We start from the raw sequence: 22,750 nt of genomic DNA on the forward strand, positions 1-22,750 counted from the left end.
TCCAGGATGCGGAATGCGGGCAGTTCGCCCTTCTGCGCCACGCCGGGGGCGCTCTAGCGTTCCGCCAACATCCGAGGAAACGCCATGCCGTCCGACGGCCGGGACACCAAGCCCCGCTATCCTGTGCCCCCCCTGGCTTGCGACGCGCATTGCCACGTCTTCGGCCCGGCCGACCGCTTTCCGTATGCGGCCACCCGCACCTATACGCCCGAGGACAAGCCCAAGGAGGCTCTGGCCGCCCTGCACCGCCGTCTCGGCCTCGGCCGCGCGGTGATCGTGCAGGCGAGCTGCCACGGCACGGACAACCGCGCCATGGTCGATGCGCTGCGCTCGGACCCGGTACGCTATCGCGGTATCGCGATGATCGACGATGCGACGCCCGATGCCGATCTGCGGGACATGCATGAGGCCGGCGTGCGCGGCATCCGCTTCAACTTCATCAAGGCGCTGGGCGGCGGGCCGGACATGGCGCTGGTGCGCCGCGCCGCCGACCGCGTGCGGCCGCTGGGCTGGCATCTGGTGCTGCATCTGCAGGGCGATGGCGTGCGCGAGATGGAGGCCTTCATCCGTGGCGCCGACATGCCCGTGGTGATCGACCATATGGGCCGGGTCGATCCCGCGCTTGGCGTCGAGGGGCCGGCCTTCCGGACGCTGCTCGCACTGCTGGAGGACCCCCGGATCTGGGTGAAGCTGAGCGGCGCCGAGCGCATGGCGCGCTCCCCTTTCACCGAGGCCCTGCCCTTCGCGCGCGCCCTGCAACACGCCGCACCCGATCGCGTGCTGTGGGGCACGGATTTTCCGCATCCGAATCTCGCTACGCCAGTGGATGAGATGGAGATGCTGAACCTGATCCCGGAATTCGCGCCGACGCCCGAGGACCGGCAGCGTCTGCTCGTCGACAACCCCGCCGCGCTCTACGGCTTCCGATGAGGCACGCCATGCCCGCAGTCGATTCCCATGCGCACGCTTTCGATCTCACGCGTCAGGGCTGGGGCGGCGATCGCGGCTTCGACATCCAGCCCAATGAGCTCGGCACCGCGCGGCAGTTCCTGCACATGCTGTCCTGCCATGGCTTCACCCATGGCGTGCTGATCAATCCGCTCGGCGGCTATGGCGCCAACAACAGCTACATGCTGGAGGCGATCGCCGAGGCAGGCGGGCGGCTCAAGGGTGTGGCGCTGCTGCCGGACGCGACGCCCGAGGCCGAGATCCGCCGCATGGTGGAGGGCGGTATCGTCGGCATCCGCTTCAACCTCGATTTCCCGACCAGCCCGCCACTGCTGGGCCTGGCCGGCGAGCGCGCCCTGGCGCGCGCGCGCGAGGTCGGCTGGTTCGCGCAGATCCACTACCATCACGGCGAGTCGATCATCGCGGCGCTGCCCGTGCTGCGCGGCGCGGGGCTGCCCGTCATCATCGACCACAGCGGCCGGCCGGAGCTCGAGGCCGGCCTCGGCCAGAAGGGATTCCAAGCGCTGCTGGAGCTCGGCCGCAGCACGGATGCGGTAATCAAGCTCTCGGGCGTGTTCCGCTTCAGCAGGACCGGATCGCCCTATGCCGACACCGACCCCTATATCGCCGCGCTGATCGAGGCCTTCGGCATCGATCGCTGCATCTGGGGATCCGATTGGCCCTTCCTGCGCGCGCGCGAGCGCGTCGATTTCGGCCCGCTGCTGGCGGCGCTGCACCGCGTGGTTCCCGATGCGGCGGATCGCGAGAAGGTGCTGTGGACCACGCCGGCGCGGCTGTTTCGCATGAGTGCGTGACCGTGAAGGGGACGGAGATGGCCATGAGCATGACGCGACGCGGCGCAATGGCGGCTGGCGCTGCCCTGGCGCTGGGGGCGCGCGGCGCCCACGCGCAGCGGGGCTATCCGGACCGCGCCATCCGCGTGATCGTCCCCTATGCGGCGGGCGGCGCCGACCAGTTCATCCGCCCGCTGCAGAACCGGATCAGCCAGGCGCTGGGCCAGCCCATGGTGATCGATTCCGTCACCGGCGCCGGCGGCGCGGTCGGCGCCACTCGGGTTAAGACCGCGGCGCCGGACGGCTACACGCTGCTCTTCGCCGGCACCGGCGCGCTGACGGCGGTGCCGCGGCTGCAGCACCTGCCCCTTTCGATCGCCGATTTCGCGCCGATCGCGAACCTGATCGCCATCCCCTATGTGCTCGCGGGCCGGCGCGGTGCGCGCTTCACGGATCTTGCCGGCTTCCTGCGCGAGGCCAAGGCGCGGCCCGAAGGCCTCAGCTACGGCACGCCGGGCGTCGGCAGCACGCCGCATCTGGTGATGGAATCGCTCTGCCGGGCGGCCGGCGTCACGCTGTTGCACGTGCCCTATTCCGGTGTTTCGACGGCGGTCGTGGCGCTGCTGGCGGGCGACATCGACCTGGTGATGGGCGCGCCGAGCGCGATCATGCCGCTGGTCGAACGCGGCGTGCTGCCGCTGGTGCAGACCGGCGCGCAACGCAGCGCCGTGCTGCCCGACCTGCCGACGCTGCGCGAGGCGGGCCTTGATGTGGAGCTGGTCACCCGCTTCGGCTTTTTCGCACCGAAGGGCACCGACGCCGCTGTGCTGGACCGCTGGGCCAGCCTGATCCTGGAAGGCGGTGCGGATCCGGCCTTCATCGAGGCAATGCATCGCGCCTACAACGATGTCGAACTGCTCGACCGCCCTCGGTTTCAGAGCTTCATCGCGCAGGAAGACGCCGCGACGGCGCGGTTGCTCGGCGAACTCAACCTGCGCTGACGCGACGATGCGCCAGCGCAGGCCTCTCTCAGCCCTTGGGCATCGGGTAGTCGGCGTCGTTCAGCACCCAGCCCGGCTTCATCGAGAAATCCACCCGCGGCGGGCAGAAGATGTCGACCATCTGGCCCGCTTCCTCGGCGCGCGAGGTGTGGAGCGAGGGCGGCGGGATCACGGTGACGGACGGCGCCTTGCAGTATTCGTGCTCGTCATCCTGCCAATGCGTGCTGTTGGTGGTCCAGGGCCAGCGGATGTGGTGGGTATAAGCGCCGTTGAGTACCAGCGAGCACTGCTCGAAATCGTCATGGTGATGCGGCGACAGCTTGGTCAGGTCGCGCGGCCCGGCCGCGGGTTCGAGGTAGTTCACCATGAAGGTAGTGCAGCGCCAGATCTTGCCGAAGCGGCCTGGCTCCTTCGGCACGTCCAGCGTGTAGCTGCGAATGCGGAAGCCGTCCGGCGGGGTGGGCCAGTCCTGCAGCGGCGGGATGCGCGGATCCGGCTCGATGAAGTCTGCCGCGTTGCTGCACTGGGCGGCAAGATCCTCGGAGCGCGGCGTGAACAACCTCACGATGCGGCCCGGTGCGGTGATGGTGATGCGGCTGTCGCCCGGCGGGATGAAGGTGACCGAGTAGCCGTCGATGGTCTTGGTCTCGGCCCCCGCGGTGACTTCCGCAGCGATGCCGTGGTCGGGCAGCAGCAGCACATATTCGTCGGGCTGTCCGCTGCACGTGAGCGTCGCGCCGGCCGGCACCTCCGAATAGGCGACGATGAAGTTGCGGCCACGCACATACCAGGTGCGGAGGCCGTCGGCCTCTTCCTGTGGCGGTGTCTCGTAGAACTTGGCGTAATGCGCCGCCGTGAAGGGGCCGGCCGCGGCCGCGGGCGCGGCGGCGGGGGCCAAGGCCGCGCGGGGATCGGACGCATCATAGGCCATGGGACGTCTCCTGGGCAGGGTTGGCTGTCGGTTTGTATCGCAGTTCAGAACATCGTCCCGGCAGCAGGTCCTACTCTGTTGTCAGCGCGGCAAGCTGTCAACGCCGTCGCGCCCTACGTCGCCGAGCTGCGCCGAGATCCGCGCCGCCGCCTGCCGCAGATGCCGGATTTGCAGCGCGGAGGGCTCGGCCTCGATGAACTGGATCGATCCGAGGATGGCGATGGCGCCAACCATGCCGCCGCCGCCTTCGAAGATGGGCGCGGCCAGCGCATTGACGCCGAGCAGGCTCTCGCTGGGTGCCACCGCCCAGCCGCGTTCGAGGATTCGGGCGAGCTCCTCGCGCAGCACGGTGGGGCTGGTGATGGTGTGCGGCGTGCGCATGTCGAGCCGCGACAGCAGCACGCGCTCCCGCACCGCGGGCTCGGCGTGGGCCAGGCCAAGCTTGCCCTGCGCCGTACAGTGCGGCGGCAGGATCGAGCCGGGCTTGACCGCGATCTCGATCGCCTCCCGCCCGGGCAGCGTCGCCAGCACCACCGCGCCGGTGACCTCGACGCGGCTGATCACCACGGATTGGCCCAGCGTGTCGCGCAGCGCGCGCATCTCCTCGCGCGCCAGGGCCGAGAGGTCGAAATTCTCCGCCACCGTGCGGCCCAGCGTCACCAGGCGGCTACCGACGCGGTACTTCTCCGATTCCGGCGACTGCACGATGTAGCCGGTCTCTACCAGCGTCCGCAGGTGGCGATGCACGCGGCTCTTCGTTGTCCCCAAGGCGCGGGCGAGCGCGGTGACGCCGATGCCGCCGCGCTGTTCCGCCAGGTATTCGAGGATGCGGATGGCCATGGCCACCGCCTGCAGCCCGTCGCCCGAGGGCGCGCCACCGATCTGCGGCATTCTGAGTGTTCTCCTTGGCGGCCGGGCGACCTTGACTTCGCGCGGGCAGAGCGGGATGGTCTAATAATAGCGCTATCGTTCCGTCTATCAGAACATTATCAGCTCGGTCAAATCGCCCGGGCGCTATCGATGGAAACCGCGTCCATGGCCTTGTCCCCTGTCGCCGACAGCTTTCGCGCGCGCCTGCTGCGCGGCGACATCCTTGCCGGGAGCTTCCTGAAGACGCCGACGCTGCATGGATCGGAGATTCTGGGTGGCCTCGGCTTCGATTTCCTGGTGGTGGATGAGGAGCATTCGCCCTTCGACCGCCAATCCACCGACGCCGCCCTGTTCGCTGCCCGCGCCACCGGTGCCGCGGGGCTGGTGCGGGTGCAGAGCCCCTCGCCGCATCACTTGCTTTCCGTGCTGGATTGCGGCGCCGCGGGGGTGCTGGTGCCGCATGTCGCGACTGCCGCCCTGGCGGAGCAGGTTGCGGCGGCCTGCCGCTACCGTGGCGGCAAGCGCGGCTATTCTGGCTCGGTGCGCGCCGCGGGCTATGGCGGGGGCAAGATGTGGGACTACATCGCCGCGGCCGACGCCGGCGTCACCGTTGTCGCGCAGATCGAGGACCCCGAGGCGCTGGACGAGATCGACGCCATCGCCGCGACGGACGGGATTGACGCGCTGTTCATCGGCCGCGGCGACCTGACCGCGGCGATGGGTGCGCCCACCAACGATGCGCCGGCGATCCGCGACGCGGTGGATCGTATCGCTGCGGCGGCGAGGCGCGCCGGCAAGCCGGTGATGGTCTTCGTCGGCGGCATGAAGGAGGCGGAATGGCTGCGCGGCATCGGCGCGACCGCCTTCGTCTATTCCTCCGACCAGGGCCTGATGAAGCAGGCGGCCAGCAAGGCGCTGGCCGATATCCGCAACCTCGGCGCCGCGCAGCTGGCCTGACCGGCGCGGCACCCATACGCAAGACAAGGATGACGAGATGAGCACCACCACCCAGGATACGGCGCGCGCCGCCGAGGTCGCGGAACTGCTGGTCGGCGCCGTGGACCTGCATTGTCATTCGGGCCCGGCCGCTATGCCGCGCACCCTCGATCATCACGAGGCGCTGCTGGATTGCGCCGAGGCGAAGTTCAGCGCGCTGCTCTACAAGGACCACTTCTACCTCGGCGTCTCCCACGCGGTGATGCTCGAGAAGCTGTTCCCGGAGCTCGGCGTGAAGCTGTTCTCCGGCATCGCGCTGAACAACGCCTCGGGCGGCATCAACCCGCATGCGGTCGACCATGCGGTGAAGATCGGCGCGAAGATCGTGTGGATGCCGACGCTGTCAGCGGCGAACCACATCGAGCAAATCCTTGGCCAGGGCAAGACCTTCCCGCAGACGGCCAAGAAGATGCTCGATGCCATTCCGCTGCGGGCGACCGACGCGAATGGCGTGATCACCGACGACACCAAGCAGGTGCTGGACATCATCGCCGAGGCCGATGTGATACTCGCCGGCGGCCATCTGGATGCCGCCGAGATGATCAAGGTCTTCGAAGAGGCCGGCAAGCGCGGTGTGAAGCGCATGCTGGTCAACCACCCGACCTACCTCATCGGCTGCACCGACGACGACATCCGCACTCTCGTCTCGCTGGGCGCGCATATCGAGCATTCGATCTGCATGTGGGTGGAAGGTAAGTCGAAGAAGTTCACGCCGGAGGAGTTGGTGCACCTGATTGAGGTCGCTGGGGTAGACCGCACCATCCTGTCCTCGGATCTCGGCCTGCTCGGCTCGCCGCGGCCGGTGGAGGGCTTCCGCCAGGTGGTGAGCCTGCTGCTCGACCAGCAGGTCTCGAAGGTGAATATCGGCAAGCTAGTGCGGTCCAACGCAGCGCGGCTGCTGGGGCTGGACGCCGCCTAGAGGCCGCGCAGGAAGCGGCTCACCGCGGCGTCGGTCGCCGGGCCGGGATCCTTCGGTGTTGGCAGATGTCAGATGACGCCGGGGGTGCCCCTGAAGACGGTGCCGCCATGGAGGTTCCACATATGCTCCGTGGTCGCATGGTGGCGGCCTTCCGCGGCCGTGATCTCCTCGGCCATTGGGGCCAGCATGCTCTTGGCCACATGGTCAAGATAGCGGCGGTTGAAGGCATTGCCCGCCAGCCCGGCTCGCATGAAGATCCGCATCCGTTCATAGGTGAAGATTGCCGAGGTATAAGCGCGGCAGAAGCGGGACAAGCGCTCGGGCACGGGCATCACCACCCTTGCCCATGCAGCCTAGCCTTCGGCAGTCGTCGCGTGACCCGGAAGTTGGAGCGCAGCAGGTGGTCCACGAGTTGCGCGACTGCTAGCGGCGCCAAGCAGCCGCTTCCGACCTTGCCGCGTCCGACGTAGTGCGGCCAAAGCGCTGATGCCCGCGTCAACGCTTGCGGCCGAGCCGGTCATGATCTGCGGGAATTGACTTCACGCGTCACCTTGTTCCGCCAGGGCGCGGGCATCGTCCTCCAGCACTTGCTCCACGGTCTCAACGAGAGCGGCGGAGAGCCGGGACAGCGGATGGTGCGCCTGTGTCATCAGGGTCACCGGCAGGCGCAGCACCGGACGAAACGGCCGCCAACCCAGCCCGGCCAAGCCAAGATGGCGAATGAAGCTGTCCACCACAGCAACGCCGCCGCTTTGCAGCACATGCGATGCGGCGACGACGCTCATCGTCACCTGCAATTCGATCTCACGCTTCAGGCCCGCGGCTTCAAAGGCCTGGTCCAGCATCTGGCCGAAATAGGTCTCGGCGCCGAAGGAGATCAGTGGATGATGCGCGAGGTCGGCCGGCGTCACCGCCGCGCGGTCGAGCAGGGCATGACCTTCCGGTGCGATGCAGATCATGCGCGGCGCGCCCAGGCTGCGCACCGCCAAGCCGGGCAACTGCACGGGCGACAGCGCCAGGCCGAAATCCACCTCGCCCGCGATCACCGCCTCCGCCACGTTGCGCGCCGGCAGAAGATGGGAGGAGATGCGGACCGAAGGATGCGTCCTGCGGAACCGCGCCGCCGCCATCGGCATCAACGCGGTGGCGCTGGTCGATGAGGCCGCGACCCGCACCAGCCCAGCACCGCCCGCCTTCACCTCCCCGGTCAGGCGCTGGAAGGCGGCGATGTCGCGGATGATGCGATCGGCGTCGGGCAGTAGGCGTTCGGCCTCCGGCGTCGGATAGAGCCGGCCCTTGATCGGGCGCAGCAGACGGAAGCCGAGGCGCCGCTCGGCCAGGTGGATCGCCTTGCTCACCGCCGGCTGCGAGATGCCGAGAAAGGCCGCCGCCCCCGTCACCGTGCCGCTGCGCATCACCGCATGGAATATCTCGAGTTGGCGCGCATTCATCCCGGCAGCCCTCCGATGTGCCCATATCTTTTGGTTATGCCCTGGCTGCACCTTCTCGGTCGACCCGGGCGACACGCTGCCCATACTGCCTGTCACGAATTTGCAGCGGAGTGGCTGGCGCATGGGTCATCGTGTTGGCGTCGATATCGGCGGCACCTTCATCGATTTCTGCCTCTGGGATGAGGTGGCGGAGGAACTCCACAGCCTGAAGGTGCTGACGACGCCGGATACGCCGGGCGCGGAACTCCTGCGCGGTCTCGACCTGCTGGAGGAACGCCATGGCGTGAAGCCGGCCGACATCACCAGCTTCGTCCACGGCACCACCGTCGGCATCAACACCGTCATCCAACGCAAGGGCGCCAACATGGCGCTGCTGACCACCGAGCGCTTCGAGGATGTGATCGAACTCGCCCGGCTGCGCATGCCGGAGGCCTATTCCCTGTTCTCCAGCCGCGGCGCGCCCCTGGTGCCGCGCGACCGGATTTTCGGCGTCAGCGAGCGCATCCTGTCCGATGGCAGCGTTGAGGGGGACCTCGACGACGCTTCCGTGGTCTCCGCCATCAAGCAGGCCAAGGCAAAGGGCGTGGAGGGCATCGTGGTGTCCCTGCTCAACGCCTATCGCAACCCGGCGCATGAGGCGCGGGTGGTCGAACTGGTGCGGGAACACGCGCCCGACCTCTTTGTGTTCCGCTCCAGCGAGGTCTGGCCGGTCATCCGGGAATACGAGCGGACGACGACCGCGCTGATCAACGGCTATGTGCATCCGCGCATCCGCGACTATCTCGACCGGCTGATCGAGGGGCTGCGCGGGCGCGGCGTCACCGCGCAGCCGCTGATCACCAAGTCCAATGGCGGCATCATGGCGGCCGAACTCGGCAAGACCGCCTGCGTCGGCATGGTGTTATCCGGTACCGCATCCGGCGTGATGGGCGCCGCCTGGGTGGCGCGGGAAGCCGGACTGCCGCAGGTCATCACCCTCGATATCGGTGGCACCAGCGCCGATGTGGCGCTCATCATCGATGGAAAGCCGCAATTCGGCCTGGGCGAGAAGATCGGCGACCTGCCGCTGTATATACCGAGTGTCGCGGTTTCCTCGATCGGCGATGGCGGTGGTTCCGTCGCCTGGGTGGATGGCTTCGGCGTGCTGAAGGTGGGGCCGGAAAGCGCAGGTTCCTCGCCGGGGCCGGCATGCTATGGGCGGGGCGGCACCAGGCCGACCATCACTGATGCCTTCGCGGTGTGCGGCTTCCTCGGCCAGCATGACCTTGCCTATGGCGCCTTCCGGCCGGATGTGGCGCTGGCGCGCGCAGCGATCGAGACCGTCGCGACGCCGATGGGCCTCGGCGTCGAGCAGGCGGCGGAGGCGATCATCCGCATCGCTCTGTCCGGCATGTTCGTCGAGGTCAACAAGATGGTCGCTCGCTACGGCATCGACCCGCGCGACTTCGCGCTGCTGACCTTCGGTGGCGCGGGCCCGATGCTGGGCTGCTTCCTGGCGCGGGAACTCGGCATGGCGCGCGTGCTGATCCCGGCGCGGCCGGGCGTGGTCAGCGCGCTGGGCGGGCTGGTCGCGGATGTGAAGAACGATTTCATCCGCACGCTCTTCATCAATGCGGAGGCGGCGGATGCGCCGGCGCTGGCGCGCGAAGCCGCGGCGCTGGAGAAGCAGGGGCTCGCCTGGCTGCGCGACGAACAGGGTTTCACCGGCGCGGCCGCTGCCTTCTGGTTCGCCGACATGCGCTACCGCGGCCAGTCCTTCGAGATCGAGGTGCAGCTCAATCCCGCCTGGATGAACGCCGCGGACATGCCCGCCATCGCGGAGGCATTCCACCGCGCCCATGAAGGCATCTACGATTTCTGCGACCGGGAGGCGCCGGTGCAGATCGTCAATCTCCGCTTGGTGATGGAAGGCCCCTCCCCAAAGCCGAGCCTGCGCCGGCTGCCGCCCGCGGCGGATGGACCGCCCGAAGTGGCACAGATGCTGCGCGTCTTCTTCGACGACGCCTGGCACGACGTACCGCTGTATCGCCGCGCCGCTCTCGGCGCAGGCCAGGTCTTCAACGGCCCCTGCGTGGTGGCGCAGGACGACACCACAAGCTGCATCCCACCCGGCTTCACCGCCCGTGTGGACGCCACCGGCAACATCATCCTCGAGGCGGCGGAGTGACCACGATGCATGGCAAGGCACCCCTGATCGACAAGGTCACGCTGGAGATCCTGGCGAACCACACCCGCGCCGCGGCCGAGAACATGGCCTACACGCTGTACCGCACGGCGCATTCGACCTTCGTCAAGGAGACGGAGGATTTCACCGTGCAGATCCTGGATGCCGCCGGCCGCACCACGGCGGTGCCGCTCGATCTCGGCGCCACCTGGTATCCGGGGCTGGACTACGGCGCCGCCATCGCCATGGTCGGCGACTATGAGCCCGGCGACATCGGTTTCACCAATGACCCCTATTCCGGCTACCTTTCCACCCATGCGCCCGACTTGCATATGTGGAAGCCGATCTTCCATGAAGGCGAGCTGCTCTGCTTCGCCTCCGGCCATATCCACAACACCGATATGGGTGGCGCCGTGCCGGCCAGCCTGTCCCGTGCGCTGACCGAGGTGCATCAGGAAGGCATCCGCTTCAAGCCATCGAAACTCTACCGCGCCGGCGTGCTGAACACCGAGCTGGTCGATGTGATGATGACCAATGTACGCAAGCCGGAGCAGAATCTCGGCGACCTGAAGGCCTTCGTCGGCGCGCTGAACACCGGCGAGCGCAAGCTGCGCGAGATGATCGCGAAATTCGGCGCCGACACGCTGCGCGCCGGCTTCGGCGCCCTGCTGGACTATGCCGAGCATCAGGCGCGCGACATCCTGCGTTCCATCCCCGACGGCGAGTACTTCTTCGCCGATTTCGCCGATGAGGATGGGCCGGACGGTCATCCGGCACGGCTGGCTGTGACGCTGCGGATCAACGGCGATTCCGCCGTGCTGGATTTCACCGGCAGCGACCCGCAGCTCACCTCGTCGCTGAACGTACCGACCGGTGGCAATCCGCGCCATACGCTGATGCTGGTCGGCGTCTTCTACGTTCTCTACACACTGAACCCCGGCCTGCTGCTGAACCACGGGCTGACCCGGCCATTCACCTGCATCTTGCCCGAGGGCACGGTGGTAAATCCGAGCTTTCCCGCCGCCGTCGGCATGCGCAGCCTGACCTGCGCCCGCCTGCGCAGCCTGTTGATCGGTGCCTTCGGGCTGGCCATGCCGGAACGCATGCCGGCCGCGCCCGCCGGTTCCTCCTCCATCGTCAATGTCATGACGCATGATGACCGCACCGGGGAGGCATTGATCGCCGCGGTCAATCCCGTGGTCGGTGGTGGCGGCGGCATGCCGCATGGCGATGGCACCAATGGCTCCGGTGCCGATGCCGCCTATCTGAAGAACACGCCGATCGAGATCACCGAGGCCGAGGTGCCGATCCGCTTCCGTTGCTACGGGCTGGCGTCCGGCACCGGCGGCGCCGGGCGCTGGCGCGGCGGCATGGCGACGCAGATGGAATTCCAGGTGTTCACCCCCAACACCCGCATCACCGCGCGCAACCGCGACCGCTGCCGATTCCAGGCCTGGGGAATCCTCGGAGGCAAGGCCGGGCGCGCCTCGGAGATGAAGCTGAATCCCGGCCAGCCGGACGAGAAGCTGCTGAACAACATCGACACCTTCACCGCCGGCCCGGGCGACATCATCCGCATCACCTCCCCCGGCGGCGGCGGCCGTGGCGATCCGCTCGAACGCGAGCCGGCGCGCGTGCTGCGCGACGTGTCCTGCGCCTACATCACGCAGGAAGCGGCGGAGATTGACTACGGCGTCATCATCCGCGATGGCGCGGTGGATGCGGCGGCGACGCAATCCCTGCGCGAAAGCCGCCGGAGCAACCTGCCGCATCCCCACTTCCATTTCGGCGCGGAACGCGAAGGCTTCGAACGCATCTGGTCGCGCGATGCCTATGACGAACTGACACGGATCCTCGCCGCCCTGCCGATCCATTGGCGGCATTTCGTCAAGCGCCGGCTGATGCAAGCGATCACGCGGGAGGGCAGCGGGGCTGCGGAGGTGCGCGCCGCTTGGCTGGGCCTCGCCGCCAGCCTGCCGCAGCTCCGCTCACCGATGGCGGCGGAGTAGGCCCGATGGCGCGCGGTTCGATCTTCACCAGGGATTTCCAGACCACGCCCTGGTGGTGGGAGGGCTTCGCCCCGCCCGAAGAAGCGCCAGGCGACCTGCCCAGCACTGCCGATGTGCTGATCGTCGGTGGCGGCTACGCCGGCGTCAGCTGCGCGCTGACGCTGGCCGAAGGCGGCCGGGCGCCGCTGGTGCTGGATGCCGAACGGCTCGGCTGGGGCGCCAGCACGCGCAGCGGCGGCCAGGTCACCGGCGGCGTCAATGTCGGCAAGATCCCCGGCGGCGGCAATGCCGTGGCCGGCGCGACGCAGCGCCGCGACGCGTTGCTGCGTGATTCCGCCGCCGGCATGCGGCATCTGCTGGCGACCATCGAACGGCATCAGATCCAATGCGGCTGGCATCCGACCGGGCGCCTCACCGCGCTCTGGACCGCAGACCATGGCGCCGGCTGGGAAAAGCGCCTCGACCATCTGAACGAACATGCCGAGGCCGAGGCGCGCATGGTCAGCGTCGCGGAAATGCGCGACGAGATCGGCAGCGACATTTACGCCGGCGGCGTGATGATCGGTCGCGCTGGGCATTTGCATCCTGCACAGCTTTTCGGTGGCCTGCTCGCCGCGGCGCGGCGGGCCGGCGCGCGGGCGGAAGGTGGCGTGCGCGTCACCGGCATCAGCCGCGCGGCGGATGGCTGGCGCGTCGAGACCAGCCGCGGCGTGGTGAATGCCGGCACCGTGGTGATCGCCACCAATGGCTATACCGGCCGCCTGGTCGGCGGGCTGCATCGCCGGGTGATACCCGTCACCACGCATATGATCGCGACGGAGCCGCTGCCGCCGGGCATGGCCGCGTCGATCCTGCCGCACGACCGCGCGGTTTCCGAAACCCGCCGCGTAGTGAACCATTACCGGCTGTCGCCAGATGGCACGCGGTTGCTGTTCGGCGGCCGCGCGCGGTTTTTTCCGGCGCGGGAGACCGTCACGGCCGAGATCCTGTACCGGCTGATGCTGCAACGCTTCCCGCAATTGGCGGGCGTGAAGATCAGCCATAGCTGGGGCGGCAAGGTCGCCGTGCCCTTCGATTTCCTGCCGCATATCGGCGAGCATGAGGGCATCCACTACGCACTCGGCTGCAATGGCAGCGGCGTCGTGATGATGAACTGGCTCGGCCACGGGATCGCACGGAAGATCCTGGAGAAGCCGGATGGCCCGATCAACGCCTTCGATGGCGGCGCCATGCCGACCCATCCGCTGTTCCACGGCACGCCGTGGTTCCTGCCGATCGTCGGCACCTATTACCAGGCGCGCGATTGGCTCGACCATCGCCGCGCCCAAAAACCGGCCGCTTGAGCCGCAACGAGCCAGACCGATCCTCGCACGGGCATCGCATCACAGAACAGGAAGGCTTCCAACATGCGTGACGAATCCGGACCCCTATCCACCCTGGTCGGGCGGCGGCGGCTGCTGGCGGTGCCGCTGGCCGGGCTCGCCGCGCCGGCGGTGCATGCGCAATCCACCTGGCCGCAGGGGCCGATCCGCATCATCGTGCCCTACGGCCCGGGCGGCGGCACGGACCTCACCATTCGCATCCTGGCACCGAAGCTGAGCGCCTATCTCGGCCAGCCCGTGGTGATCGAGAACCGCCCCGGCGCCGGCAGCACGCTCGGCACCGATTTCGTCGCGAAGTCACCGCCGGATGGCAGCACCTTCGTGCATGCGACCTTGTCCTCCACCGGCATCGCCAAGGCGCTCTATCCGAACCTGCCCTATGACCCCGTGACCGACCTGACCGCTGTGTCCCCGACTGTCTTCGTGCCGCTGGTGCTGGCGGTCACGCAGGCCGGCTGGAACGTGAAGACGGCGGCTGAGCTGATCGAGACGCTGCGCGCCAATCCGGACAAGTACCAGTATGGCTCGAATGGCGTTGGTGCCACCGGGCATTTGGCCAATGCGAATTTCGTCACCGGCATCGGCGCCAAGGTGGTGCATGTGCCCTATCGCAGCGGCTCCCAGACCTTGGCCGCGTTGCTGGCGGGCGAGGTGCAGTTCGTGCAGGACATCTACGGCCTGCTGCGCCCCTATCATCTCTCGGGCCAGGCGAAGTGCCTGTTCGTGACGGCGGATGAACGTTCGTCCATCCTGCCGGATGTCCCGACGATGCGCGAGGCCGGGGTGCCGGACTACAAGGCCTATTCCTGGTTCGGCCTGTTCGCCGCCAAGGACACGCCGCGGCCGATCGTCGATCGTATGAATGCGGCGGTGCAGGTTGCGCTGACCGATCCGGCAGTCGCGGCGCGCTTCGTCGAGATGGGCACGCCGGGCATGCCGGGCTGGTCGCCGGATCGCTTTGCCCGTTACGTCGCCGAGGAGGTGGTCACCTGGGGGCCGCTGGTGCGCGCATCGGGCGCGACAGCGGATTGAGTATTTCCGTCGCCGAATGCCTAAGACCATTCAGTTGGCCGGTTAGCGGAGGCGCCGGCCGATCTGGAGTTGCCCCCATCAAGCCGGACACGTGGCTTGGGTTGCTGACTGCGCAGCGATGAACTCAGGCGGCGAGCGCATGCGCAAACCGCTGTGAGGGTGGATGGTGTTGTCGTCCTCGAACCATTCGGCCAGGCGCTGCAGGATGGAGATGGCGTCTGGCCTTGGGCTCACGCGGACGTAGTCGCGCTTGAAGGTCTTCATGAAAGCCTCGCAGACACCGTTGCTCTCGGGGCTGCGGACGGGCGTGAAGCAGGCGACGAGGTTCAGCGCGACGGCGAAGTCGGTGGTCTCGCCGGCGGTGTAGGCGGAGCCGTTGTCGGCGAGCCACTGGACGGGCTGCGGGGCGCGCAGCGCATCGAAGCGCCGTTCGANGCAGGCGATCTCGAAGCCGTCCGACGCTCAGCGCTGGTTCGATGCCGCGGCGATGACGGTGCCCTCGTGAGTGCGGATGGCGCGCCGGCCGGTGTGGGGCTGCAGCAGCAATGAAGCCTGGCGCATGAGGCGAAAGACGCGCTTGTGATTGAGCGGTGGCTCGCCGTAGTTGCACCTGGTGCGGTTGAGCAGCGCCGTGACGCGGCGATAGCCGTAGGTCGGGCGCGCGTCGGTGATGGCGCGGATCTCGGCCAGCACGGCGTCGTCCTCAGCGCGGCGATAGGGGCCGCGCCGCGGCCGTTCGGGTCCGGGTGTTCGCCGATCTGGGAGTCCCCGCCTACGATATTGTTGTTGGTGGAGTGGCGATGGCTTCCGCCCACATCGTCGCTACGACATACGCCCGGTGGACAGTCGAGCCGGTAGGCCCTCACGTCGAACCTACCGCTCCGACAACCATACCCTGACCGCACCCCGCGTCCCGCATTGCCGACATCGGAGCAAGCGGCCAAGGTCCCGAAGCCGGCACGACGCCGCGCCATAGCTCTGCGGCCCCAGCGCCGTGTGATGGCCGCAGCGGCACGCTACCGAGACCCACTGCCCGGCCTCCGCAGCGTCCGGGGCGGGCGCGTCAAGCATCGAGACCGAACCCCGCCGCGGCGTCATGGTGCATCCTCCTTATAGACGGACCCGAAGCCGAGCCGGCGGGCGAACCTCCGAACGGCCCGCGGGCGCGGTGGCTGGGGCCGGCCCTCGGACTGTAGCGAGGCAACGGCGCCGCCTATCATTGGCAGAGGCAGCGCGGGATGCCGGGCCAGCAACACGTCCCGCATGTCCTCCCCGATGGCTTGGGCGCATTCTCCCCGGGCCAGGGCGATCCGCCGAACGCTCTCCATTCGGCGCATCGTCGCGGCGTCCAGAAGGGTGTGCAGCGGGGGGCGGTCGGGGCGTTGGGGTGGGGTGTCCGACATGGCCGGAACATGCCCGAGTGAAGAGAACGAATCAAGAACACGAAGTGCTCGACCAAGTCCCCCAGCTCTCACGAACCGATGAGCAGACCCGCCGCGCCTCGCACCGTCCGCTGGCAGTAACGGCGGCCTTCCGGGGCTGCCTGTCGCGACCGAGGGCGGGTAGAGTGCCGCGCATGGTGAGCAGAAAGAACCGACCGAGCAAACCGTCCGTTGTCGGAATGGGGAGCAAATCAAAGAGGACCCGTCAGCCTGTAGCGGGGGTGGCTGAGAAAGATGCGAAGATCGCGCGCCTAGCCCGGGAACTGGCCGACGCTCAGTCCAAACTGAAGGAATTCGAAGAGCGGGGCACCGACGCCTACATGGCCCGTAAGGTCGAGACACTCTTGGCTGCAGCGCAGTCTGCACGCGGACAGGCCCTCGACGCATCCCTCGCGCGGAGCAAGGCAGAGGGCGAGTTGCGTGTCCTCGAAAAGGCGATTGCCGAGGCCCGCGGCCCTGCCGGCTGGCTCCTGCGCCGGGCAGCGCGGCGGGTGCGGCCACAGACCGCCTAGCAGCCGGCTGGACGGCGCGCACGGCCGCGACGAATGGGCGAGCGGCGGCGCCCCCGGATGGGTGGCTGCGGGCGACCCGAAGTCGGGTCGGGTGTTCCGCTCCGGCGGCTGCGCCCTCGGGGGTGGGGTGCCTACGGGGGGACCCGAAGCACGCCGCGGGGTACGGCGGGTTCTCGAAAGACGACCGGGGTGGGTACGACTACAAGAACAACGACCTTTAGCCGACTTTGCGAAGTGACTTCTGTCGAGGCCTGGGGCGGGTCGTGTATCGAGTCGTGGTCGGCGACATCGCACTGCCATCGAACTTAGAGGATCGGCCGAAACTACGGCATACCTTGTCGCCATACTTATCTATTTCTGCCATCGGTGGATGACTCTTGTTGACATCGCCTGCCGGCGGGAGGCCTGAAGGGGAATTGCAACGGGGCAACCCCATGCCTTCCACCCCATCCCGATCCTTCGTGGCTTACGTCCGTGTCAGCACCGAGAGCCAGGGCCGCAGCGGTCTCGGCCTGGAAGCCCAGGAAGCCGCCATCCGGTCCTTCCTGCGGCCCGGCGACAGGCTGCTCGCCCCGGTTTTCGTCGAGGTCGAGAGCGGCCGGAAGAACGACAGGCCCGAACTCGCCAAGGCCCTGGCACGGTGGCCCACTTGCCGATTGCGAACAAAATAGGAAACTGGGACACTCGACGGCGCCATGCCCCGACCAGCACTATGACCGCTCCATACCTCGAAAAGCTCAATCCGGAGCAAAGGCGAGCGGTGGAATACGGCATCAACGCAGCCGGCGGGGCGCCCGGGCCGTTACTGATCATCGCGGGCGCCGGCTCAGGCAAGACAAGCACTCTTGTGCATCGCGTGGCGCATCTGCTCGTGAACGGCGCCGATCCTGATCGCATCCTCCTCATGACCTTCTCCCGCCGAGCAGCGAGCGACCTGACCCGACGCGCCGAGACCATCTGTACGCAGGTCATGGGGGAGCGCGCCGGCATCCTTGCGGCCGGGCTGCCTTGGGCTGGGACGTTTCACAGCATCGGCGTGCGGCTGTTGCGCGAGTACGCGGAGCAGATCGGCCTCGCGCCAGACTTCTCGATCCACGACCGCGAGGACTCGGCGGACCTGATGAATCTGGTTCGCGACGAACTGGGCTACTCCCGCACTGAACGCAGGTTCCCCGCCAAGGTCACCTGCCTGGAGATCTATTCCCGTGTCGTGAACAGCGGTGCTGCGCTGTGCGATGTCTTGAACGAATCTTTTCCCTGGTGCGCGTCGTGGGAAATTGAACTGCGATCGCTGTTCGCGGCCTATGTCGAGGCCAAGCAGGCGCAGGGCGTCCTCGATTTCGATGATCTGCTTCTCTACTGGGCGCGGATGCTCGCTGATCCCGTCCTGGCGGAGGATGTCGGCGGTCGCTTCGATCACGTTCTGGTCGATGAGTACCAGGATACCAACCGACTGCAGGCCAGTATCTTGCTGAGCATGAAGCCCAATGGCCGCGGCCTGACGGTGGTAGGTGATGACGCACAGTCGATCTATGCGTTCCGCGCCGCGACGGTGCGCAACATCCTGGACTTCCCGAGCGCCTTCGATCCAGCGGCGGCGGTCGTCACGCTCGATCGCAACTACCGCTCCACGAAACCGATCCTCGATGCTGCGAACGCTGTCATCGGCTTGGCGAAGGAGCGGTTCACGAAGAACCTGTGGACTGATCGCGAAGGGAGGCAGCGGCCGGAGCTTGTCACCGTGCGCGACGATACGGAGCAGGCGCGCTTCATCGCGACCCGTGTCCTCGAGAACCGCGAGGCAGGTGCGACGCTGAAGCAGCAGGCCGTGCTGTTCCGGACCGCGAGCCACAGCGCCGTGCTGGAGGTCGAGCTGACGAGACGACGCATACCCTTCGTGAAGTTCGGCGGGCTGAAGTTCCTCGACAGCGCGCATGTGAAGGATGTGCTGGCGCTGCTACGCTTTGCGCAGAACCCGCGCGACCTCGTCGGCGGGTTCCGCGTCATGCTGCTCGTGCCTGGCGCAGGGCCGGCGACGGCGCGCCGCACGCTGGAAGCCATGGCCACCGCGGCTGACCCGATTGCGGCCCTTGGCCGCCTCCCGGTGCCTCCGCGGATTGGCGGCGAGTGGGCCGGACTTGTCACGCTGCTGGCCACACTTCGCGGCGGTGCTGCGGGATGGCCAGCGCAGCTCGAACAGGTCCGCGGCTGGTATGAGCCGATCCTGGAGCGGCTGCACGATGACGCCTCGACGCGCCTTGCCGACCTACTCCAACTCCAGGGCATTGCCGCCGGTTACCCGTCGCGGGAGCGGTTCCTGACGGAACTGACGCTGGATCCGCCCGCAGCGACGAGCGACGAGGCCGGAGTGCCATCGCTCGACAACGACTACCTGATCCTATCGACGATCCATTCGGCGAAGGGACAGGAATGGCGATCTGTGTTTGTGCTGAATGCCGTGGACGGCTGCATCCCGTCGGATCTTGGCACCGGCAGCACGCGAGAAGTCGAGGAAGAGCGCCGGCTGCTCTACGTCGCCATGACCCGTGCGAAGGACGATCTGCACCTGATGCTGCCTCAGCGATTCTATACGCATGGGCAGCGCGCCAAGGGCGACCGACACGTTTATGCCTCTCGGACCCGCTTCATTCCCCGCGAGATACTCGATCACTTCGATTACCTGAGCTGGCCGGGAAGTCAGGGGAGTGCGCCGTCGAGCAGCGCGTCTATCGGCCCACGCATCGACATCGCCGCTCAGATGAGGGGAATGTGGCGCTGACGGCCGCGGCGCACCGCCATTTCAGGTGACAAAATCGACGCTGCCATCTGCCGTCCAAGTATGTGGAGATGAAAGGGAGACGTCGAGTCGGCTGGAAGGAGATTCGCGAAGTCCGCCTTTGGCAATCGATTCCTGATTGTCGGTTTTGAGCCCATCCAAATCGTTGGAACCGTTTCGGCCCGAGCCCAAAAGCTGACGTTCGTTCCGCGTGCTTCAGATCGACGCGAAGACGCACTGCAAGCACGCGCAAAGGTCGAACAGCCACTGTGCCAAAGTTCAGCGGAGGACAAGAAAATCGACGCCTGCGGTCCTTCGCCTGCCACTCCGCGGGCCCCGACTTGCCCTGCTCTCCCGACGGCAGGCACTCTCAACCCCATGACCATCCCCATCGCCCCAGGCCTCACGCCGTCGCGCCAGATCGCGGTCCGTCCGGATTGGCTCGCGCAGCGGCGGGAGGAACCGCTGGATCCCGCGCTGCCAATCGTTGACCCGCACCATCACCTCTGGGATCGCGAGGCAGAGCGCTACCTCCTCGACGACCTGCTGCGCGACGCCGGCGAGGGCCACAACGTCAGCGCGACGGTCTTCGTTCAATGCGGCGCGATGTACCGTGCGACTGGGCCCGACGAGGAGCGCTCGCTCGGCGAGACCGAATTCGTCAACGGCATCGCCGCTGCGAGCGCCAGCGGCACCTACGGGCCCGCGCGCGCCTGCGCCGGTATCGTCGGATACGTGGACCTCACCCTCGGCGACCGGGTGGTACCTCTGCTCGAAGCGCATGTCGCGACAGCGCGGTCCCGCTTCCGTGGCGTGCGCAACCGGACCGCCTGGCATCCTTCGCCCGCGGTGCGCTCGAACCTGCTAAGGCCGCCACCGGGATCGCTCGAGGATCCCCGCTTCGTCGAAGGCGCCCGCCGGCTGGCCGCGCACGGCCTCGTGCTCGACATCTGGGCCTACCAGACGCAGCTGCCGCTCGTGCACGCCGTCGCACGCGCCGTGCCTGAGCTGACCGTGGTCGCGAATCACTGCGGTGGCCTGCTCGGCGTCGGCCCCTATGGCGGACGGCGCGAGGAAGCCTTCGCGGAATGGCGGCGGGAGGTCCTAGCGCTCGCCGCCCTGCCTAACACTGTGATGAAGCTCGGCGGCCTCGCCATGGAGGTGGGCGGCCACGAGTTCCACCTACGCGACCTGCCGCCGAGCTCGGCTGAGCTGGAGCAGGCTTGGCGACCAGTCGTCCACACGCTCATCGAGGCCTATGGCGCCGGCCGCTGCATGTTCGAGAGCAACTTCCCCGTGGATAAGGGCATGTGTGGCTACGGCGTGCTCTGGAATGCCTTCAAGCGCCTCGCGGCCGGCGCCGGGGAGGCGGAGCGCGCCGCCCTCTTCGCCGGCACGGCGACGCGCGTCTATCGCTTGCGTGAGGCGCCAGGCTGCGAGGCGCTGCGTCCTTAGGCACGCACCGCGCCGGCCCTCACTGCCACGGCGTCCTCTCCCAGATCCGCTGGTAGCGCTCGAGCTGGGCCGGCAACTGTGCCTCCCATTCCGCCCCGCGCAGGAAGGCCATCGCCAGTTCGAGCTGCCGGACCCTCTCCGCCCATTCGGGCGCGGCAATCACCTTCGCGATCGCATCCTCCAGCCGGCTTGCGACCTCGTCGGGGATGCCGCGCGGCGCGCCGATGCCGCGCTCGCTGCTCATCAGCACGTCGTAGCCTTCCTCACGGAAGGTAGGCACGTCTGGCATCAGCTCCCAGCGCCGCTCGCCCATGCCCGCGAGGGCGCGCAGCATCGGGTTCTCCTGCCCCAGCATCCCGATCTCGCCGAGGTTCAGGCCGGCGACGTCGATCTGCCGGCCGAGCGCGGCATTGCGCGATGGCCCGGCTCCGGCGAAGGGAACGTGGATGAACTCGGCGCCTGAGGCCGCCTCCAACAGCGTCAGGCCGAGATGGTCGTCGGTGCCGATGCCGGAGGAGCCGACGCTGATCGTCCCGGGCCGGCGCTTCGCCGCCTCGACCAAGTCGCGCAACGACCGGTAGGGCGAATCCCTGTGCACGACGAAGGCGCTCGGGTCATCCACCAGGCGCGCGATCAGCCGGATCTGCGCGCGGTCATAGCGCACCCGGCGCTGAACCCCGAGCGAGAGGTAGCCCGGCGTGTTGATGGTGCCGAGCGTGTAGCCGTCCGGCCGGGCGGTCTGCAGCGCGACATAGGCCGTCTCGCCGCCCGCCCCAGGCCGATTGACGACGACGAAATTGGACCCCGGCAGTTCGGCGCCGAGGAACTGCGTCAGCGCGCGTACCATCACGTCGGTCCCGCCGCCGGGCGCAAAGCCGACGATGACCTCGATGGGCCGCCCCGCCGGCCAGGCGGGCTGGGCCAGGGCCGGCGCGGGTAGGGACGCGACCCCTGTGGCCAGGATGCTACGGCGCGTGGCGATGATGGGCATTCTCATGGTTTCCTCTCCAGTGGTGATCTGCTTAGGCCGGGCGGCCGCGCTGTCGTGAATCGCGTCAGGCCGCCACGGGCAGGCGACCCGGGATGACCACGGCGCCGGCCATCGTTGGGACGCGCCCGGCGAGCACCGCGACAATGCAGTCCGCTGCCATGGTGGACATGCCGACCGCACCGCGGGGTGTGTTCGCGGCAAGGTGCGGTGTGGGCAGCACCCGGGGATGGCCGCGCAGCGGGCTGGCGGTATCCAGCGGCTCCCGCGCGAAGACGTCCACGCCTGCCCAGGCGAGTTGCCCGGACTCGAGCGCCGCCAGAAGCGCTGCCTCATCCACGATGCCGCCGCGGGCGGTGTGGACCAGGATAGCGCCGCGCGGCAGGGCGGCGAGCTCCCGCGCGCCGATCATCCCGCGCGTCGTCGCATCCAGCGGGCAGTGCAGCGACAGCACCTCGGAGCGAGCCAGCAGGGTCTGCAGGTCAGCGACGCGCTCCCCGGGACCTGGCAGCGACCCCGCCGGTCGGAGAGGGTCGTAGGCGGCAACTCGCATGCCGAAGGCGTCCGCGAAGCGCGCGACCTTGGATCCGATGGCGCCATAGCCGACGATGCCGAGCTGCACGCCCTCCACGTCGCGGGTCATGCGGGAGGTCTTCTCCCAAAGCCCGTCACGCATGCCGGTGGCGACCGAGGGCAGGTCCTTCAGCAGGGTGAGCATCAGCGCCATCGCATGCTCCGCGACCGAGCGCGAATTGGCCCCCGCAGCGCGCGTCACGGTCAGTCCGCGTGCATCGGCCGCCGCGAGATCTATGCCGTCCACGCCGGCGCCATGACGCGCGATCACCCGCAGCGCGGGCGCTGCCGCATCCATCACAGTGCCGTTGATGATCCCCTGCCGGTGCAGCAGCGCCACCGGCCGATGCTCGGCGATGGCGACCAGCAACTCGGCCTCGGAGGGATAGGCGGAGGTGCAGGGCACGGTGAAGCCGGCGGCTTCGAGGATGGTGACTGCCTCCGGCGCGAGCTTCGCAGCGGTGACGAGGACCGCGGGCTTCGCGGTGGGGTGCTGGGGCATCGGGG

General features: G+C 68.2%; 21 protein-coding genes. 13 read left to right on the forward strand and 8 right to left on the reverse strand.

Annotation, left to right across the window (positions count from 1 at the left end):
* Positions 1-84 precede the first annotated feature (84 nt).
* Genes IEY36_RS19380 through IEY36_RS19390 form a run of 3 tightly spaced genes read left to right on the forward strand, consistent with a single transcriptional unit; the run spans position 85 to position 2,743 of the window.
* Positions 85-930, forward strand: a complete 846-nt coding sequence (locus tag IEY36_RS19380) for an amidohydrolase family protein (protein WP_188969819.1) — start codon at positions 85-87, stop codon at positions 928-930.
* Between the two features lie 8 nt (positions 931-938).
* Positions 939-1,763: an amidohydrolase family protein gene (locus tag IEY36_RS19385; RefSeq protein ID WP_188969821.1), complete on the forward strand. Its 825-nt coding sequence runs from the start codon at positions 939-941 to the stop codon at positions 1,761-1,763.
* 23 nt (positions 1,764-1,786) lie between these two features.
* Positions 1,787-2,743 (forward strand): tripartite tricarboxylate transporter substrate binding protein, encoded by a 957-nt coding sequence (locus IEY36_RS19390; protein ID WP_188969823.1) that lies wholly within the window; start codon positions 1,787-1,789, stop codon positions 2,741-2,743.
* A gap of 28 nt (positions 2,744-2,771) precedes the next feature.
* On the opposite strand, the gene IEY36_RS19395 is transcribed toward IEY36_RS19390, so the two are convergent.
* The gene (locus IEY36_RS19395; protein ID WP_188969825.1) at positions 2,772-3,674 is read right to left on the reverse strand and encodes a cupin domain-containing protein; all 903 of its coding nucleotides are present in this window, start codon (positions 3,672-3,674) and stop codon (positions 2,772-2,774) included.
* An 81-nt stretch (positions 3,675-3,755) separates the two neighbouring features.
* Positions 3,756-4,565, reverse strand: a complete 810-nt coding sequence (locus IEY36_RS19400; RefSeq protein ID WP_188969827.1) for an IclR family transcriptional regulator — start codon at positions 4,563-4,565, stop codon at positions 3,756-3,758.
* A gap of 144 nt (positions 4,566-4,709) precedes the next feature.
* On the opposite strand from IEY36_RS19400, the gene IEY36_RS19405 reads away from it, so the two are divergent.
* Both IEY36_RS19405 and IEY36_RS19410 read left to right on the forward strand, forming a co-directional pair.
* A complete protein-coding gene (locus IEY36_RS19405; RefSeq protein WP_188969829.1) occupies positions 4,710-5,501 on the forward strand; it encodes an HpcH/HpaI aldolase family protein in 792 nt (263 codons plus the stop codon).
* A 37-nt stretch (positions 5,502-5,538) separates the two neighbouring features.
* Positions 5,539-6,459: a DUF6282 family protein gene (locus IEY36_RS19410; protein WP_188969834.1), complete on the forward strand. Its 921-nt coding sequence runs from the start codon at positions 5,539-5,541 to the stop codon at positions 6,457-6,459.
* A 68-nt stretch (positions 6,460-6,527) separates the two neighbouring features.
* Here the strand turns inward: IEY36_RS19410 and IEY36_RS19415 are convergent, their stop codons facing one another.
* A complete protein-coding gene (locus IEY36_RS19415) occupies positions 6,528-6,785 on the reverse strand; it encodes a hypothetical protein (protein ID WP_188969836.1) in 258 nt (85 codons plus the stop codon).
* 213 nt (positions 6,786-6,998) lie between these two features.
* Entirely contained in the window at positions 6,999-7,910 is a 912-nt protein-coding gene (locus tag IEY36_RS19420) for a LysR family transcriptional regulator (protein WP_188969838.1), read from the reverse strand.
* A 121-nt stretch (positions 7,911-8,031) separates the two neighbouring features.
* Between IEY36_RS19420 and IEY36_RS19425 the strand changes: the two genes are divergently transcribed.
* The 4 genes from IEY36_RS19425 to IEY36_RS19440 all read left to right on the forward strand — a co-directional run bounded on the left by IEY36_RS19425 (position 8,032) and on the right by IEY36_RS19440 (position 14,497).
* Positions 8,032-10,077: a hydantoinase/oxoprolinase family protein gene (locus tag IEY36_RS19425; protein WP_188969840.1), complete on the forward strand. Its 2,046-nt coding sequence runs from the start codon at positions 8,032-8,034 to the stop codon at positions 10,075-10,077.
* A gap of 5 nt (positions 10,078-10,082) precedes the next feature.
* The gene (locus tag IEY36_RS19430) at positions 10,083-12,083 is read left to right on the forward strand and encodes a hydantoinase B/oxoprolinase family protein (RefSeq protein ID WP_229681464.1); all 2,001 of its coding nucleotides are present in this window, start codon (positions 10,083-10,085) and stop codon (positions 12,081-12,083) included.
* A 5-nt stretch (positions 12,084-12,088) separates the two neighbouring features.
* The gene (locus IEY36_RS19435; protein WP_188969842.1) at positions 12,089-13,426 is read left to right on the forward strand and encodes an NAD(P)/FAD-dependent oxidoreductase; all 1,338 of its coding nucleotides are present in this window, start codon (positions 12,089-12,091) and stop codon (positions 13,424-13,426) included.
* A gap of 63 nt (positions 13,427-13,489) precedes the next feature.
* Positions 13,490-14,497 (forward strand): Bug family tripartite tricarboxylate transporter substrate binding protein, encoded by a 1,008-nt coding sequence (locus IEY36_RS19440; RefSeq protein ID WP_188969844.1) that lies wholly within the window; start codon positions 13,490-13,492, stop codon positions 14,495-14,497.
* A gap of 78 nt (positions 14,498-14,575) precedes the next feature.
* Here the strand turns inward: IEY36_RS19440 and IEY36_RS30720 are convergent, their stop codons facing one another.
* Both IEY36_RS30720 and IEY36_RS19450 read right to left on the reverse strand, forming a co-directional pair.
* On the reverse strand, positions 14,576-14,761 hold the full coding sequence (locus tag IEY36_RS30720) for a hypothetical protein (RefSeq protein WP_229681435.1): 186 nt from the start codon (positions 14,759-14,761) through the stop codon (positions 14,576-14,578).
* Positions 14,762-14,959: 198 nt separating this feature from the next.
* Positions 14,960-15,190 carry an IS3 family transposase gene (locus tag IEY36_RS19450; protein WP_188969846.1) on the reverse strand — a complete coding sequence of 77 codons (231 nt, stop codon included), beginning with the start codon at positions 15,188-15,190 and terminating at the stop codon, positions 14,960-14,962.
* Between the two features lie 970 nt (positions 15,191-16,160).
* Here IEY36_RS19450 and IEY36_RS19455 point away from each other — a divergent pair.
* From IEY36_RS19455 to IEY36_RS19470, 4 genes are all read left to right on the forward strand, one after another.
* Positions 16,161-16,451 (forward strand): hypothetical protein, encoded by a 291-nt coding sequence (locus tag IEY36_RS19455; protein ID WP_188969848.1) that lies wholly within the window; start codon positions 16,161-16,163, stop codon positions 16,449-16,451.
* Positions 16,452-16,912: 461 nt separating this feature from the next.
* On the forward strand, positions 16,913-17,122 hold the full coding sequence (locus IEY36_RS19460) for a recombinase family protein (RefSeq protein ID WP_229681436.1): 210 nt from the start codon (positions 16,913-16,915) through the stop codon (positions 17,120-17,122).
* Positions 17,123-17,163: 41 nt separating this feature from the next.
* Complete coding sequence (locus IEY36_RS19465) at positions 17,164-19,230, forward strand: ATP-dependent helicase (RefSeq protein WP_188969851.1); 2,067 nt, start codon at positions 17,164-17,166, stop codon at positions 19,228-19,230.
* A gap of 375 nt (positions 19,231-19,605) precedes the next feature.
* Positions 19,606-20,682 (forward strand): amidohydrolase family protein, encoded by a 1,077-nt coding sequence (locus IEY36_RS19470; protein WP_188969853.1) that lies wholly within the window; start codon positions 19,606-19,608, stop codon positions 20,680-20,682.
* A 19-nt stretch (positions 20,683-20,701) separates the two neighbouring features.
* On the opposite strand, the gene IEY36_RS19475 is transcribed toward IEY36_RS19470, so the two are convergent.
* Positions 20,702-21,673, reverse strand: coding sequence for a Bug family tripartite tricarboxylate transporter substrate binding protein (locus IEY36_RS19475; RefSeq protein WP_188969855.1), 972 nt, complete (start codon positions 21,671-21,673; stop codon positions 20,702-20,704).
* 64 nt (positions 21,674-21,737) lie between these two features.
* Positions 21,738-22,745 (reverse strand): hydroxyacid dehydrogenase, encoded by a 1,008-nt coding sequence (locus IEY36_RS19480; RefSeq protein ID WP_188969857.1) that lies wholly within the window; start codon positions 22,743-22,745, stop codon positions 21,738-21,740.
* Positions 22,746-22,750 lie beyond the last annotated feature (5 nt).

The organism is Neoroseomonas lacus (genome assembly GCF_014644535.1).
GTDB lineage: Bacteria > Pseudomonadota > Alphaproteobacteria > Acetobacterales > Acetobacteraceae > Neoroseomonas > Neoroseomonas lacus.